The sequence below is a fragment of the Niallia sp. RD1 genome, assembly GCF_024219955.1.
GTDB classification, from domain to species: Bacteria; Bacillota; Bacilli; order Bacillales; family Cytobacillaceae; genus Niallia; species Niallia alba.
The window spans coordinates 3933129-3948079 of the sequence record NZ_CP100420.1 but is presented as its reverse complement, the minus strand read 5'-3'; the positions used below and the strand labels follow the sequence as shown (position 1 = coordinate 3948079).

Here is a 14951-nt window from a genome sequence, read left to right as displayed (position 1 = left end):
TTCTATTTTTATGGGAAAAACTACGAATGAACTACAAGATACAATTGAAGAACTCGCAGCGAAAAATGCGGATTTAGAAAAACAAAAAGAAGTCCTAGAGGCAAAAATCAAATGGTTGGAAGAACAATTCCGACTAAGCCAACAAAAGAAATTCGGGGCATCTAGTGAAAAAACCAATCCGGATCAGATCGAACTACCTCTTTTTAATGAAGCTGAAATGACAGCGGATGTAAAAGTGGAAGAGCCTACACTTGAAACGATTACTTATCATCGAAAGAAGTATGTAGGACAACGGGATGCGAAGCTTGAAAACTTGCCTATGGAAACGATCCATTATCGTTTATCCGAAGAAGAGCAGGTTTGTTTGTGTTGCGGCGAAACGGTACATGAAATGAGCACGGAAACACGTAGAGAATTAAAAATCATCCCTGCTCAAGTAAAGGTTGTTGAGCATGTACAACATATTTACAGCTGTCGCCAATGTGAACGTGAAGGAATCGAAACACCAGTTGTGACAGCTAAAATACCTGCGGCAGTTTTTCCAAAAAGTCTCGCTTCCCCTTCTTCAATGGCCTATATTATGAATCAAAAATACGTAGAGGGAATGCCGTTGTATCGAATTGAAAAACAATTTGAACGACTTGGTGTCTTCCTATCACGCCAAACGATTGCCAACTGGGTAATATATGGTGCAACGAAATGGCTCTCACCACTATACAATCGCTTGCATGAGTTACTACTTCAACTTGACTGTCTACACGCGGACGAAACAACCGTTCAAGTTTTAGCGGAACCTGGTAAAGCAGCAACTTCCAAATCCTATATGTGGTTGTATCGATCTGGTCGGGATGTTTCACCGATTATCTTATATGACTATAAAACTTCTCGTCATAGTAAACACCCGAAAGCATTTTTAAAAGGATTTGCGGGCTATCTTCATGTCGATGGTTATGGAGGTTACCATGATATGAAGGATGTGGAGTTAGTTGGCTGTTGGGCACATTATCCAAGAAGTTTGATTATCCGAGAAGAATTACTGTATGTCCTTAAAATACAGCAATTCTTCTCTTTTTTCTTAGATAATTATTTGATACACATTTCGGTTTTCAATTCAGAAAATCTGGAATTCTATTTGACCTTTGAGAAGTTTTTCTTTCATCTATATTTGAAGGGAACCATTTTTCATTCCACTCTTTTAAATGCCTGTTAACCGTGTCTTGGGAAATATCCGCATAAATCTGAGTCGACTGTAGAGATGCATGTCCCAAAAAATTCTTTATCACAACCAGAGGAACACCGGCTTCAAGCATATGGCTGGCAGTTGTATGTCTCATAGAATGAGGTGGATAACTACCAGCAAGAAACATGGACGGTTTTTCTTTTTTAGCAACGGTAATATACTTTTTGAATATTCCCTCTATACAGGAAACCGACATCTGCTCATGCGTTTGGCTTGAAAATATATGCCTTTCAGGTTTATCACTGATTTTTCTGTGCTCAATATACTTCTTAAGTGGGGTGGCACAGGCGATAGGAATACCGATACGGCGGCTCTTTCTGCCTTTCCCCGTAATATTTAGTGTAGCGCCTTTTGGATGAAACTGAACATTTCCGACCGTAAGGTCACATATTTCTTGTGCACGCGCTCCGCTTGCATACATAAGACTTAGCAAGATTTTATCTCTGAGACTAATTTCCCAGTTTTCATTAGGAAGGGCTAAAAGTATTGTGACTTCCTGACGGGTAAAAATCGCTCTTTGCTTATGCTGGCTTTTTTTCATAGGAATCTTATTCACACTATTCCTGAAAACAGAAGCCGCAGCAAAATCCCGGTTTTGTGCATAGGCAGAAAAAGAGTTTATTGCAGACAACCGCTGGTTTTTAGTAGATGCACTGCAACCACGTACCGATTCAATCCATGTAAAAAATTCTGTTAATGTTATATAATCAAGTTTTTCAAAGGTAATTTTGTCAGCTTCGATTCCTTTTTCCTTGTACATGAATTCGATGAGCAGGCGGAATGCATATTTATAGGATTTAACTGTATTGGGACTTGCACCTACGGAACATGGAAGATAGGTGGTAATAAAGGCGTCAAGGAGCCTTAAAAAATCAGATGCTTTATTCATCATAAGACACCTCCGGGAAAACCTGCAGTGTGTAATCCTCAAACAGTTCCATAGCTTCAGGAAATAATTCGCTGCTGAATTTCAGATAACTCTCCGTTTCTTTAAGGTTGTCATGTCCTAGATATATGGATAAATAGGGAACGGAAGCATCAATCGAACGCCCTGACTTTTCAGCTTCTGCAAAGGATTTAAAGGCAAACACATGCCTCAGGCAGTGAAGGCATGGTCCACGTTCCCGTTTTGCTTTACCTTTCAACGATATGCCGGCATATTTCAGTATGGTATTGAGTTTATTACGGGCAGCTTTTACAGAAAGCGGTACTTCCTGTATTGCACTGGGGAACAGTAATGCTTCGGCTTTTCCTATCAACCCCATTGCTAAACAGTATCTAATCAAGATTGATGTCAAAGTCTGATGCATAGGTACTAGCCGTTGCTTGTCTCCTTTTGTCTGTTTTAGAATGAGGATTCCACCATCGAGATCCACATCCTTCATCTTCAAAGCTAGAGTTTCCCCTACGCGCAACCCACAGCCATACATGATTCGGAGCATCATTGGAAACTCAAGCTGGATATAAGGATTCGGTTGGCTCTTTGTAAGGGTAATATTATCGGATAATAAAAAAATCCTTTTTAGTTCCTCGTCAGAAAAAATATACGGAACATAATCATCTGTAACCTTCGGTATTGGAGGCATAAAAACCCTAATTCCAATACTGCTTAAATACCGGAGAAACAGTCGTATAACAATAACCTTATTGGCAATGGAACTGCTTTTTCCTGATAAATTTTTAACCCATTCGGTTATGACACTCTCAGAAATTTCCTTATGTTGAAGATTACAATCTATCAAATAGCTATCGAAGGTGGTAAGATAATGGCAATCATGAGCATAGGCACTTTCACTTAGTACAGCTTCTCTCATTGATAAGAAATCGGCAAACTCAATGTGCAAGATGCTTTTAAAGTCCTGCATAACTTCGCCCTCCATTCAGAAAAGCTTCGAACACACCGGAAGGTGCAGGTACCGCTATTGCATATTCACGTAAACGTTCTATATCAACTTTTGCATAATGCTTTATTGCGTTTGGATCCGTATGTCCAAGCACTTTACGTACAACATCATATGGTACTTGATCATTAACCATGGAGCTAGCGAGAGATGACCGGAATGTATGTAAACCATGCTTTTTATCAGAAATGTCAATGCCGGCTTTTCGAAAATATCGTGTAGTTGCAAATCGAATAGCCGAAGTGGTTATTCCTTGATAAGGAGCATTCTGACGGAGAAATATACGACATTCATCATTAACTGTCGGACGTGCTTTTTCCATGTAATTCATAATAGCTTCTTTTATTTCCGGGAGCAGTGGTAATTCTTGCGGTTGTAGGGTCTTTTCCTGAACTATGTGAATAGAATTGCCCTCAAAATCTATTTCATCAAAAGTCAAGCCTGCGATATCTCCAGAACGCATCCCAAGCCGAGTCGCAAGAAGTAGCATCGCATAATTACGTATTCCGATTTTACTTGACCGGTCTATAGCATTTTCAAACCTGAGGATTTCATCCTCCGAGTATGTAGCAGGGACCATAAATGGTCTTGTATAATGGGGGACAATGGTGGCATAATCGTATTCAATCACGTTTTCTTTGTAAAGATATTTAAGGAACATTCGGATAACCGCCCAAGCGTCCTTATTATGAAACATCAAACAGGCTTTACATATCTGTGTGGAATTTATATATCTTATGTCATTACATCCTAAAGTCATCAAAAAGATCAGAAAATCTCCACAGAATTTTCTTTTTCCTTTAATGGTTCCTGGCCGATTTCCATCCTGCTTACAAAATGACAGGTAATCTTCAAGCAAAACCGCATGGTTTTCTGGCAACTTAACAGATGATTTTTTCCGTTGGGGTGAGTACTCCCTTCCATCACAATAATCGCTTAATCTTCCTATTACTGTACTAATTGTCTTTTGAAAAGAAACACTTATTTCATGAGTGGAAATGTAATCCTCAACAAAAGCTTTCCCGATTTCGGAAGAATACGTAGATATTTCATTTAGCTGCGTATATAGTGCAAGGTTTTTTAATATTCGCCGGTAATTGTTCAGTGTTTCCTTTCCATAGCATTTTAATTGAAGCTCCTCTAACAATCCATGTGTCAGTTGTTCGACTGACTGATTCTCTTTTTCCATAAGATAATCCTCCTATACAATTGTGTATGGTTACATTTCCATCATTGCATAAAGGGATCATAATTATTCGAGAAAAAAGATAAGGAATAATGTGATTATGCGGAAATTCTCAATTCTTCTGGGATAATCAAACTTCTTGGATAATGAGCCTTATCCGAGAACTTAGATAAGGCTCATGCACGCCGTAAATATGACGAAACGCTCAAATCTTTGCCTACGGGTGTAGATAAATCTAAGAGTCTCGCAGCTGAAGGTCTTCAATTCTGTACACAATTATTTAAAATTGAAAAACAGATAGAAGAGGAATTTGAAGATTGTAGCCCTGAACAGCGAAAAGAAGAACGTCAAAAACGTAGTCAACCCGTGTTGGACGCTTATTTGGCATGGTTAAAATCCAAACGCCCTCAAGTTCCACCTAAAAGCAAATTAGGTGATGCCATAAATTATAGTTTAAACCAATGGTCAAAACTCATTGTCTTTATGAAAGACGGGCGACTTGAACTCGATAATAATAGAGCAGAACGTTCGATTAAACCATTCGTTATGGGAAGAAAAGCATGGCTATTTGCCCAATCGATGAAAGGAGCAATTGCCAGTGCGGTCATCTACAGCATTGTCGAAACGGCCAAAGAGAATCAATTAAATCCATTAAATTATTTAACTTATCTTTTTGAACAGCTGCCACAAATAGATATAGATGATCAGGAAGCACTTGACCAGTTCCTTCCGTGGTCAAAGACTATTCCAGAGGAATGCCGGATTCCAGCTAAACTTAAATAGAGAATACACTAATGCCCACCTGAAAAACTAGGTGGGCATTATTTTACGCTTACCTTTATGATGATAGACATCCACTATATATGTTATAAGTAATTCAGTTATGTCCTCTAAAGAAAATATAGCTTCAGTCTCAGCATCATAATCTCCTAGTTCCTGTGGATTACTTTTTCTATTACCAGATAATGAATGAATAAACTGTTTATTGATTGTCCCGAAAATTCTTTCTATAACACCTCCGTATCTTGGTGTTGCAATTGGTCTGTACATTACCTGTGATTCTAATGTCTCGTTTATCATTCTTTTTACATGGATATTATCAAATTCTGTTCCATTATCAAAATAGAATATTCTTGGTATTCCGGATATCTCCCATTCATTAATAGTATTATATTTGCTCTTTATCCTTTTAAAAAAGATTCCTAGCTGAATTGCTTTCATTACTTTGTTAGCAGATGGTTCATCAATTGATATATGCAGACACCAAATCATTCGAGTAAATATATCTATCCCTAGAGTAATCCATGGTCTTCCTAAATTCACCCCACTCTTCATATCAATAATATCGATGTCCAATTTGGTATGGTCGATTTCAACTACACGAAGTGGTGCTTTTGCAAACTGATTTGAAAAGCCTCTTGATGTTTCTAAATAGTCTTTTAGTGCATCTATTCCGTTCCGCATTAATTGTTTTATTCGAGGATTAATTCTATTTTTAATAGACAAAACTGTAATATAATCTAATGTTTCTAAATTATTATCATAGCAAAGCATCTCAATTATTTTTGTTAAGTTTTGTACTGTTATCTTTCTTTTATTTAAATAATGTTTTTCTATTGCTTCTTTAATTATTGGTACATAAGCTTTATCTAATCTAGTATATATAACAGCTAAAACAAGATCAGCCTTCTTAGGATGACATAATTCAATTGCTTTTTCATCAGGTCGTACCTTGTTATTCAAATCTCTTTTACTTATTAATCCATTCAAACCATTTTTCGGACTTACATGAAGTACCTTCTTATAATTAGATACATATCTTTTTAATTGTCTAACTGAAATATCGTTTTTTTTTTTGAAATACGTTGATACAATTTTTCTTTATTTAAGTCTAGAATAGATTCATCCTTCTCCATTAATTCATTATGAATATCAGTAAAAACCGCTGTCATTAATGGGATACCTTCTTTAATCTCTTCTAACATAAGTATTGGTTTGATTAATTCATATTTTTTTGATAAATTCCCCCTTTTTTCATCTGATAAATTATCAATAGAAGATTGGAATTTTTTCTTTGATTTCTTTTCAACTTTTCCTTTTAATGTATCACTTAATTGCTCATTAGGTATAAAACTTGCATCAGATATTAAGGAAAAATAGTCTACGTCGTATATCAAATTATCTCCTTCTATTCTTTGGATTGAAATATTTGGTGGTTTAATTGCATACACGCTATGTTTCACACCATAATAAGAAAATTCATCATTTATTTTAAGTCTATACAATTTCATTTTCTATCCTCCAAATATATATACTCTTGAAGAGTTTGTTGTATATTCCCCATCTTTACATCGCTATACTGATCAAACTTTTTCATTAAGTTAACTTGTAATTTCCCTGTACTTACTAAGTGCCAAATTAGTGGCAATATAGCTCGATAATCAATTTTTCCAGAGAAACTTTTTGCTAATTCTATAACTGTTATTTCATCTAAATATGTAATTTTTTCTTCTATTTCCCTTAACCATGACTCTGTGTTCTTCCTAGGCTTTAAAAAATTCCATAGAAAAAGAATATTGGATTTTATAATATCAGGTAGATTCTCTTTAGGTGTTACAATGGAATATTCCCAATTATTTTTTTCACATAAGTAAGGCATGCTCTCGTGATGTACGAGAATTGTTTAAAATCTTTACTTCCCTTAATTTGATAAAGAATAGGTACTGAGTTATCTTTAAAGACTAAGCAATCTGGAATATGATTCCATTCTACATTTTTTTCAATTCTATATTAAAGAACTTAATTGGTATTTCAACAGGCTGTTCATAATACCTAACTGTGTTCAAGTGTAGTTCTAAAATATAGTAAAATAGACACTCACCCCATAATGATTCATACCCCACAGCTCTTTTCATCTTTGGACTGTATAAGTATCCACTCATATGATTGATATACTTGCTTTGCACATTGTTCACCATTCTCTTTGGAGCATATTTGGCATCCTCAATACTCCAATCTTTATTCGACCAATTCATAGTACACCCTCCAATAAGTGGATTTTTTAATGACAAATTAAAATATAAACTGTGACAAAATATAATATAATTCACATATTTCCAACATTGGTTACTAGGCAAAATACCGATATTCGCAAAATCCAAATAAAAATATGCCTTACTTAGCTATTGATAATTCCAGTAATATCAAATAGCTAAGTAAGGCATTTTTGCTAGATATTTAATTTTGCTGGAATGGGTTATTCCATTCCATTAAAACAGCATAATTCAATGAATCTTCATCTTCTAAATAATTTGGCAATACAGTAACTGGCATTCTGCCACATCGTAACAGAAAAGAAATAACAGGATCTTTTATATGTCCTGACATAACCTCTTTCAAATAGGCATCTGCGGTAAGGTCTTTAGCATATTTTTTATAGCCTGGCATTCTACCGCCACCAAGCAATCGATCCAAGCCTAATTCTATGACTAAATAGTAGGTGCTTTGCATGAGAACTTTTCCTAGACCAAGTTTTCGGAATTTAGGTCGAATGCTAATATCTACAACATATAATGCATTTCCTTGTTCATCATGTGTTGAGATATATCCATTATTTGTTATGTCCTCCCATGTATGAAGAGGAGTCTTAGAATCATAAGAGACACGCAGACAGGTTAAAGAACCAGCAAGTTCTCCACTAACTTCCACAATAAATTGCTCCTTCTGGAAAATGGGCAAGATGGCTGGATAATTGCTCAACATTCCACCATAATTCTTCTGGAAAAGGCGCTGGAAAACATTCTGATTGAATAGCAATTAATTCTTTAAAATCTTTTTCCTGATAATTTCTTACAGTACAAGAAATTGGAATGTCAGCATCATAAAGAAAAAAATTCACTGTGGATCACATTTCTCATCCTTCCACAGTCGAATTCCAATCAGGATATAGATCTGTTCTTCTATCTCTCCAAGTTGTTACAGAGCCTTTCTCTCTTACTTCATATAATAAAGAAAGATCTAAGTCTGCAGTGACAACCATATCATTATTAAGTTCACCCTCTACAAGTATTCCTTGTGGAGGAAACGGAATATCGTTTGGCGTAATAACAGCTGCCTGCCCAAAATTTGCACGCATAAAGTCTACGTTTGTTAGTGTACCGACTGTTCCTGTTACTACTACATAAATCTGATTTTCAATTGCTCTTGCATGACAAGTATAACGGACACGATGGAAACCATGGCGGTCATCTGTACATGAAGGACAAAAAATAACATCTGCTCCTTTTGCTTTTGCCATGCGAACAATTTCTGGAAATTCAATGTCATAACATGTGAGGATCGCGACTTTTCCTTTTTCTGTATCAAATATGCGGAAAGAATCACCTTTTTCCATATTCCATTCATAAATCTCTGTAGGTGTAATATGAAGCTTTGCCTGTTCTTCTATTCTGCCATCTGGATAAAACAGATGAGCTACATTATACAATTTATCTTCTCTGCGAATAACATGAGTTCCACCGATAATATGCATGCCGGTTTGAACAGCAAATGATCTAAACAAATCCTGATATTGTTCAGTAAATCCAGGTAATTCATTTATTGTTAAAGCGTTATTTTCATCGCCCATGGATAAAAGCTGCGTCGTAAAAAATTCAGGAAATAAAACAAATTCCGCGCCAAATTCAAGGGCTGTTCGAACGTAATGCTCACATTGTTTTGCAAATTCTTCAAAGGACTTAATGTTTTCCAACTTGTACTGTACGGCAGAAACTCTTATTTTCATTTTCCATCTCCCTTTATAGTGGTATTTTATATCTCTCTACGGGTAAAAACACTTCATTATATAAGAAGAGTCCTTTTAATAAAATAATTATTCAAAATATGATTATGCGTTATTTCTGTTAATTTTTCAATCGTTTCGTGTTATTTTGTTTATTGCTATTTTCTTCTTATAATTATGTTCTTAAAAGTACAAATGTTCATATTATTTATGATAATACATTGTTTGGATTGCAAGAAAAAAAGGAAGAGAGGGATAAGGAGGGAAATTTACTATGGCAGTTGTTATTTATGCAATTCTATTTTTTATTTTACTAGAAGAGCTAGTAGTCTTAGGGGTAAAAAGATACATAAACGGTGCTTTTCGAATAGAAACTTATTTCCTAAGCCTTTACAGAAAGTATAGAATGAAAGCTAATTTGAAAAAGGCTAGTTAATCCATTTTCATCATTTTGGATTAACTAGTAATGAATGAATGATTAATTAAATAATAATATCGAAAAAAATTAAAAATCGTAGTCAAATGGCCTCTATTTATCCAACTCTAAAAGGGCAGTAAACCCCTCATTTTCTTTATAGCATGTGATTTGACTACGATTATACATGATTGCTTTTAAAAACAATCATTTTTTATTATGTTTATTAAAATTGATTTAAAGATTTAACGGCAAGTTGTTCGATTGTCATATCATCCATTGGTGGGTTATGTAATCCAGCTCGCACATCTCGATAGTATCGTTGCAGTGGACTTTTGGCGGACAAACTACGTGCGCCGACGATGCGCATGGCAATATCTACTACTTCGATTGCTGTATTCGTTGCAACTAATTTTACAGCACTTAATTCTGGGAGTAATTGAAATTGTTGTTCCTTGTCTGATTCATCCCATTTTTTACTAACGGAATATAAAAAGTGTTTGGCAGTTTGCATTTTCAATTCGATTTCACCAATTTTTGTTCGTACGCTTGGAATGTCACTAATGGTCCCTTTGATGCTATTAGGAGAATAATTTTTTGCAAAAGCGACTGCTTCTTTTTGTGCTGCACCTGCAATTCCCAGATAGCATGCTGGAATGTGCAAAAGCCACGGATTGACTTTTTTTCGTTTTTCTAATTTTTCTACAAAATAACGAGCGGGAATTTCTACTTCTTCAAAATATACATCATTACTACCAGTCCCTCTTAAAGCAATGCTATCCCAAGTGTTTTCAATGCGAATCCCATCTCTTTCTTTAGGGATAAGGAAGTTCCCAACATCCTCTGTATCCTTAATGGATGCCGTAACGAGAAAATAATCTAAAACTGGTGACATCGTGGTAAAAGATTTATGTCCATTTATAACCCAATTTTCGCCTTTCTTTTCTGCTATTGTTTGTGGTTTTCCACCTCTTGTTGGACTTCCAGTTTGTGGTTCTGTTGCAGCTCCATTTATTAAAGCACCATTTAGCAATGGCTGATACACCTCTTTTAGCATATCCTTATCCCAGTTTGCCTCATAAATATTTCGAACAACTCCCATATGCCAGCCAATCGATAAAGCAGTTGAACCATCCCCTTGAGCAATCACTTCTTGTAGCCTAACTAATTCATATAAAGACAGTTCTTGTCCGCCATACTTTTTAGGTATTGTTAAACTGGTGTAACCAGATTCCTGTAATTCTTTAATATTTTCAAAAGGAAAAGATGCATTTTCATCCACTTCCTTCGCTCTTTCCGAAAATTTTTTACTCATTTCAAACAATTCTGTTAATCTATTCGTAAAATTTGTTTCCGATCTAAAAAATCCAGTCACTATAGCGCATCTCCCTTACAAGTTCATTTATAAGGTATATCATAGCACTATTTCCAATTACTGATAAGTAAAATGCAATGGACCCATTATACAAGAAAATCTTTATTTTTTATTAATGATATTTTTGCGATTTTCCATTCCTGGCGGCTCTTCCGTATATCCTTTTTTCGCCATTAGTTCTGCTCCTTGTACGCCATAATCATAGATATTCGTAATAAGTGGAATTAAAGTAGATGGCAGGTCCTTCCGCAAACTAAATGTTGTTCCAATAGCGTTACTACCAAGTCCGAAACTACAGAATAGGCTAATACAATACAGCATTAATTTATCAGAAAAAGGAGCAATCGTTGAAACAGTTGGACTTCCTACCCAAGCTAGCGGTATTTGAATATCATCATCCATCAATTTCTTGGAAAGCTTCGTAATAATTTTTTTCGAAAGTTCTTTTCCTTGCGTAAAGAATTTTTTCAGCTCAGGATCTTTTGTTACTTGAGCAAAACCAGTAATTAATTGTTGACCGATGCTATTACTTTCAATCGATTGATAAAGAAAGGAAATTTCCACTGTATTTAAGACTCTTTTATTGCCAAATATATTGGTACCTTTTAAATATTGAGTATTTACTACCATATCCACTTGCTCTGGCATCGAAACTTGGGGAGGACAGCTTAATGCCCCTTTTTCAATTAATAGTTCTGTACATTCCTCGTAACAATGCTGCGTCGTAGCAGATAATTCTTGGAATAAACGGATAATATCTTTCCGATAAGATCTTGCCAAATGGATAGCATGTAGCCCCATTCCAATTTCTGCTAATATTCGCATTATTTGTAATGCGAATGTCGGCTGAAACAAAGGTGGAGCCTGTTTATTTACATCTTGTTCAGAAAACCCGTTTGGAACAACTGCTCCTTCTGCTTGCAAAATCGCTTCTATTTTCTTTATCTCTTTGGATAATCTATTTAAATGGCTTTCATAAAAATTTTGTTCTTTCTTATCTTCATTAACAGCATGAAAATATTCAACCATACGAAGAAACATTGTTTTTTCTTGATAGGTCATCCATAGTGTCGCAAGCTCCGATGAAGTTATAATCTCTTTCTGTTTCATGATGTTCCCTCCTATTAATAGCTAGTACTATTATTTGAAAATCTCAAAAAAATATTAGTTGTATTTAATAAGTCGTAAACCCTAAAAAGCCTTGCAGACGATAGATAATATAACGAAATAAAGGTAGATTGCTTTTGGTATCTACATCTTTCGTAAATTCTGCACCATCATTTGTCCACAATTTTTGAAAATACGCTTTTGTATCTTTCAATACCTTCGTGTTTTTACTAGCCATGATTTTAATATCTGTTTCTAAATTAAAATCATATAGATTTCTTCGAGTCAGATTTGCAGAGCCATTGATAATCGTATTTTCGCTATTTCTTTCTATTAGCACTATTTTCGGATGAAACTGCTCTTTTCCAGTGTTGTACCATTTTATATGAATGTATTTTTCTGCTTGCGCTTTTCTTAGTTCTGCCACAACAGGAATATTTGGCAATCCAGCTTTTTTATTTCCAAATGAATTTTGATTTGGGTCTAATACTAAATAAATATTTACCTCTCTTTGAGCTGCTGCTTTTATTTCATTCATTACTTTTCGATCTGCTAAATAAAGCATCCCGATCCAAATCGAATCGCTTTTCTCTGTATTCTTGATTTCTTTTAACACATGCTTGCCTATTTTTCCTTCCGTTAATATTTGAATTTTCACCTCAGCCTTTGATTCTTCCTGGATTTTTATCCGAGGCAGATTTAGCGTTTCATTCAGTCTGGCTGTACTTTCTTCACTTTGGAGCAAGTCGTTAATAATATTTCCGTTTACTTTAAATGCAATATTTGAGTGATACCCGCTAGCATTATGAATATTACCACTCGATATAATCGCTGATTTCTCGGTAATTACTAGTTTTCGATGGTTCGCTTTTACATTTAATAATTCTAAATACGATAAAGTAGTAACCTTTGGAGCACTGTTAGCAAGTAAGTTTGGTAGATGACCATCACCGCCTGTTTTTACCCATTGTCCAAACATTCGCCAAAAACCAGAATAGAGCGGATTAGAATCTCGTAAAGCTTTGACATCTGTTTCGATCACTTTTACCCCGGCATCCTTTAACTTATTAAATTCCTCTGAATTATAGGAACCATACACGGTATTAATTTTATCTGTTAGAAATACAATATCGATAGAGGGCATTTCTTGTTTTTTCTTTATTAAAACTTCTGTAAACTTTTCAACTAGTCGTGGATATTCTTGGTCTTTATTTGTGTCTTTATTAAATAAAAACATATCGATTACAATAAACTCATTCGCATTTTGTACCTCTTTTATCATAGAATCGACTATTTCATGTTCCACTATTCTTTCATTTTGCTTATTTTTATACGTTAGATCTGTCAAAAGCTCTACATCCTCTACTTGATGAATATCTCCTTCTATTGACATTCCATTTGGCAAAGATTTTTTTAAATGATAGTAAATCGTACCACTATAGATAATGATAAAAAGAATAAATAAAATAAGGATTATTCGTTTCATCTTTTACCCCCATTCACTTTTCTCTCCGATTTATTAATTTGCTATTATATCTCTATATCTCATTAGCTTTACCGATTAAAGGAATAATATATTGATTATTTTTCACTAGTGTTGCATAAATAGTGTCATAATTTTCAGTTTACTCACCTTCCCTGTTTAGAGGCAAAAAAGTAAATACCCAATCAAAGGTGGCCCCATCCATTTGGAAATTTATTTACAATTAGACTTTTGCAACGACGACAATTTGCATATTTAAGGGATGGCTTTTCCTTCAATCTTTCGAAGCCAAACATTCGCTGGTTTCCACAATGCAGCCCTTAGATAACGGCTAATCTGTAAGGTTTTTCGCTTGCTTCTGGTCTCGATTTGCACGAGAACATGTAGGCAAAAAACAATTAGTGCGATAAATACTTGATTTTGAATCGCCCATTCGCTTTGACCGTAGAACTTTTTGATGCTGAGATGTTGTTTGATCCATTTAAAAAACAGCTCAATTGCCCACCGTGATTTATACATTTCTGAAATTTCTTCGGCGCTTAAATCAAAACGATTTGTAATTAAATGAAGTTCATTTCCTTTTGAGTCCATCACTTTTAGAAGCCGAAAGTAATTTTCAGCACGGTTTTGAGTCGTACCTATCAACACCATTTGGTCTGATAAAACAGCTGTATCCTTGGGTAGCTTAAAATCGTAAACGTTCCGTATGACTGCATTTTTGCGTAGCCGTGAAAGAAAGAAGTAGCCATCATCAGTCATGCGATCAAAGCGCTCGTAGTCTAGATAACCACGGTCAAACACATACATGCATTCCTTGTCATCCACCATGATTTCAAGCTGACCACGGTCATGTTCTTTTGCCGTTGTCATAACGGCCTTTTCAGGATAGGATATACCCTTTTCCATAAACACAAGGCGCAAATGTAACTTTACACCTGCTTTTGTTTTGCGGAATTTAGCCCATTTATGATTGGTCAAATTAAGTGGCAATGTGCTTGAATCAATGATTTTTAACGGCATCACGAGTTTCGTGTAATGCGTTTTGGCATGAATTTGTGACACTAAATCAAGGAAAAGCCTTTGAAATAGATCAGGGTTTATGCCGTTTAACCGCCGTGACAACTGAGAAATACTAATAGAATCAAGGTCTATCCCTTTTTGAAGCTGGTCATCGAAAAGACAATCACCCAGCGCATGCAGACTTTCAATTTCTTGTAGCTGCGCAAAAAGTAGTAATTTTAGAAATGACTCTGTCGTTAATTTTTTCGTATAGTAATCTAATTTCATCGTTTTCACGTTTTCTTCAAATAATTGAAGATTTATAGGTGAAAACCATTGTCCAAATGAAGTTTTTCGTGTAATCTTGTCCATGTGATGGTCCTTTTTTAGTGGATTTGGACGGGTTACCACCTGACTAATCCATTATAAAGGACTTTTTCTTTGCGCAAAATAATAATATTGAAC

The 14951-nt window shown here is 35.2% G+C and carries 14 protein-coding genes and 2 pseudogenes; 3 read left to right on the top strand and 13 right to left on the bottom strand.

Going from position 1 to position 14951, the window contains the following annotated elements; genetic code table 11:
* Nucleotides 1-10 precede the first annotated feature (10 nt).
* Nucleotides 11-1003: pseudogene (locus NKG37_RS18840) on the top strand (IS66 family transposase); the annotation flags it as partial.
* A 103-nt stretch (nt 1004-1106) separates the two neighbouring features.
* Here the strand turns inward: NKG37_RS18840 and NKG37_RS18835 are convergent.
* Genes NKG37_RS18835 through NKG37_RS18825 form a run of 3 tightly spaced genes read right to left on the bottom strand, consistent with a single transcriptional unit; the run spans nt 1107 to nt 4330 of the window.
* Nucleotides 1107-2132 (bottom strand): tyrosine-type recombinase/integrase, encoded by a 1026-nt coding sequence (locus tag NKG37_RS18835; protein WP_254415104.1) that lies wholly within the window; start codon nt 2130-2132, stop codon nt 1107-1109.
* On the bottom strand, nt 2122-3105 hold the full coding sequence (locus tag NKG37_RS18830; RefSeq protein WP_254415103.1) for a tyrosine-type recombinase/integrase: 984 nt from the start codon (nt 3103-3105) through the stop codon (nt 2122-2124). Before NKG37_RS18830 ends, NKG37_RS18835 begins: the two co-directional genes overlap by 11 nt.
* A complete protein-coding gene (locus NKG37_RS18825; RefSeq protein WP_016203141.1) occupies nt 3092-4330 on the bottom strand; it encodes a tyrosine-type recombinase/integrase in 1239 nt (412 codons plus the stop codon). Before NKG37_RS18825 ends, NKG37_RS18830 begins: the two co-directional genes overlap by 14 nt.
* Before the next feature lie 210 nt (nt 4331-4540).
* Between NKG37_RS18825 and NKG37_RS18820 the strand changes: the two genes are divergently transcribed.
* A complete protein-coding gene (locus tag NKG37_RS18820) occupies nt 4541-5110 on the top strand; it encodes an IS66 family transposase (protein ID WP_367976040.1) in 570 nt (189 codons plus the stop codon).
* Between the two features lie 27 nt (nt 5111-5137).
* On the opposite strand, the gene NKG37_RS18815 is transcribed toward NKG37_RS18820, so the two are convergent.
* From NKG37_RS18815 to NKG37_RS18790, 6 genes and pseudogenes are all read right to left on the bottom strand, one after another.
* On the bottom strand, nt 5138-6070 hold the full coding sequence (locus NKG37_RS18815; RefSeq protein WP_254415102.1) for a hypothetical protein: 933 nt from the start codon (nt 6068-6070) through the stop codon (nt 5138-5140).
* An 80-nt stretch (nt 6071-6150) separates the two neighbouring features.
* Nucleotides 6151-6618, bottom strand: a complete 468-nt coding sequence (locus tag NKG37_RS18810) for a hypothetical protein (RefSeq protein ID WP_254415101.1) — start codon at nt 6616-6618, stop codon at nt 6151-6153.
* Nucleotides 6615-6986, bottom strand: coding sequence for a PDDEXK family nuclease (locus NKG37_RS18805; RefSeq protein WP_254415100.1), 372 nt, complete (start codon nt 6984-6986; stop codon nt 6615-6617). The genes NKG37_RS18810 and NKG37_RS18805 overlap by 4 nt, the downstream gene beginning before the upstream one ends.
* 109 nt (nt 6987-7095) lie before the next feature.
* Nucleotides 7096-7362, bottom strand: a complete 267-nt coding sequence (locus NKG37_RS18800) for a hypothetical protein (RefSeq protein ID WP_254415099.1) — start codon at nt 7360-7362, stop codon at nt 7096-7098.
* 202 nt (nt 7363-7564) lie between these two features.
* Nucleotides 7565-8225 (bottom strand): annotated as a pseudogene (locus NKG37_RS18795) (GNAT family N-acetyltransferase).
* Between the two features lie 15 nt (nt 8226-8240).
* Nucleotides 8241-9110, bottom strand: coding sequence for a carbon-nitrogen hydrolase family protein (locus NKG37_RS18790; protein ID WP_016205345.1), 870 nt, complete (start codon nt 9108-9110; stop codon nt 8241-8243).
* A gap of 271 nt (nt 9111-9381) precedes the next feature.
* Here NKG37_RS18790 and NKG37_RS18785 point away from each other — a divergent pair, with 271 nt between their 5' ends.
* On the top strand, nt 9382-9543 hold the full coding sequence (locus tag NKG37_RS18785) for a hypothetical protein (RefSeq protein WP_169188564.1): 162 nt from the start codon (nt 9382-9384) through the stop codon (nt 9541-9543).
* 205 nt (nt 9544-9748) lie between these two features.
* Here the strand turns inward: NKG37_RS18785 and NKG37_RS18780 are convergent, their stop codons facing one another.
* From NKG37_RS18780 to NKG37_RS18765, 4 genes are all read right to left on the bottom strand, one after another.
* Nucleotides 9749-10897 (bottom strand): acyl-CoA dehydrogenase family protein, encoded by a 1149-nt coding sequence (locus NKG37_RS18780; RefSeq protein ID WP_367976036.1) that lies wholly within the window; start codon nt 10895-10897, stop codon nt 9749-9751.
* Between the two features lie 102 nt (nt 10898-10999).
* Complete coding sequence (locus NKG37_RS18775; RefSeq protein ID WP_169188563.1) at nt 11000-12007, bottom strand: DUF3231 family protein; 1008 nt, start codon at nt 12005-12007, stop codon at nt 11000-11002.
* A 64-nt stretch (nt 12008-12071) separates the two neighbouring features.
* Nucleotides 12072-13490 (bottom strand): phospholipase D family protein, encoded by a 1419-nt coding sequence (locus NKG37_RS18770; RefSeq protein ID WP_254415098.1) that lies wholly within the window; start codon nt 13488-13490, stop codon nt 12072-12074.
* 252 nt (nt 13491-13742) lie between these two features.
* The gene (locus NKG37_RS18765) at nt 13743-14858 is read right to left on the bottom strand and encodes an IS4 family transposase (protein ID WP_169187985.1); all 1116 of its coding nucleotides are present in this window, start codon (nt 14856-14858) and stop codon (nt 13743-13745) included.
* Between the last annotated feature and the right edge of the window lie 93 nt (nt 14859-14951).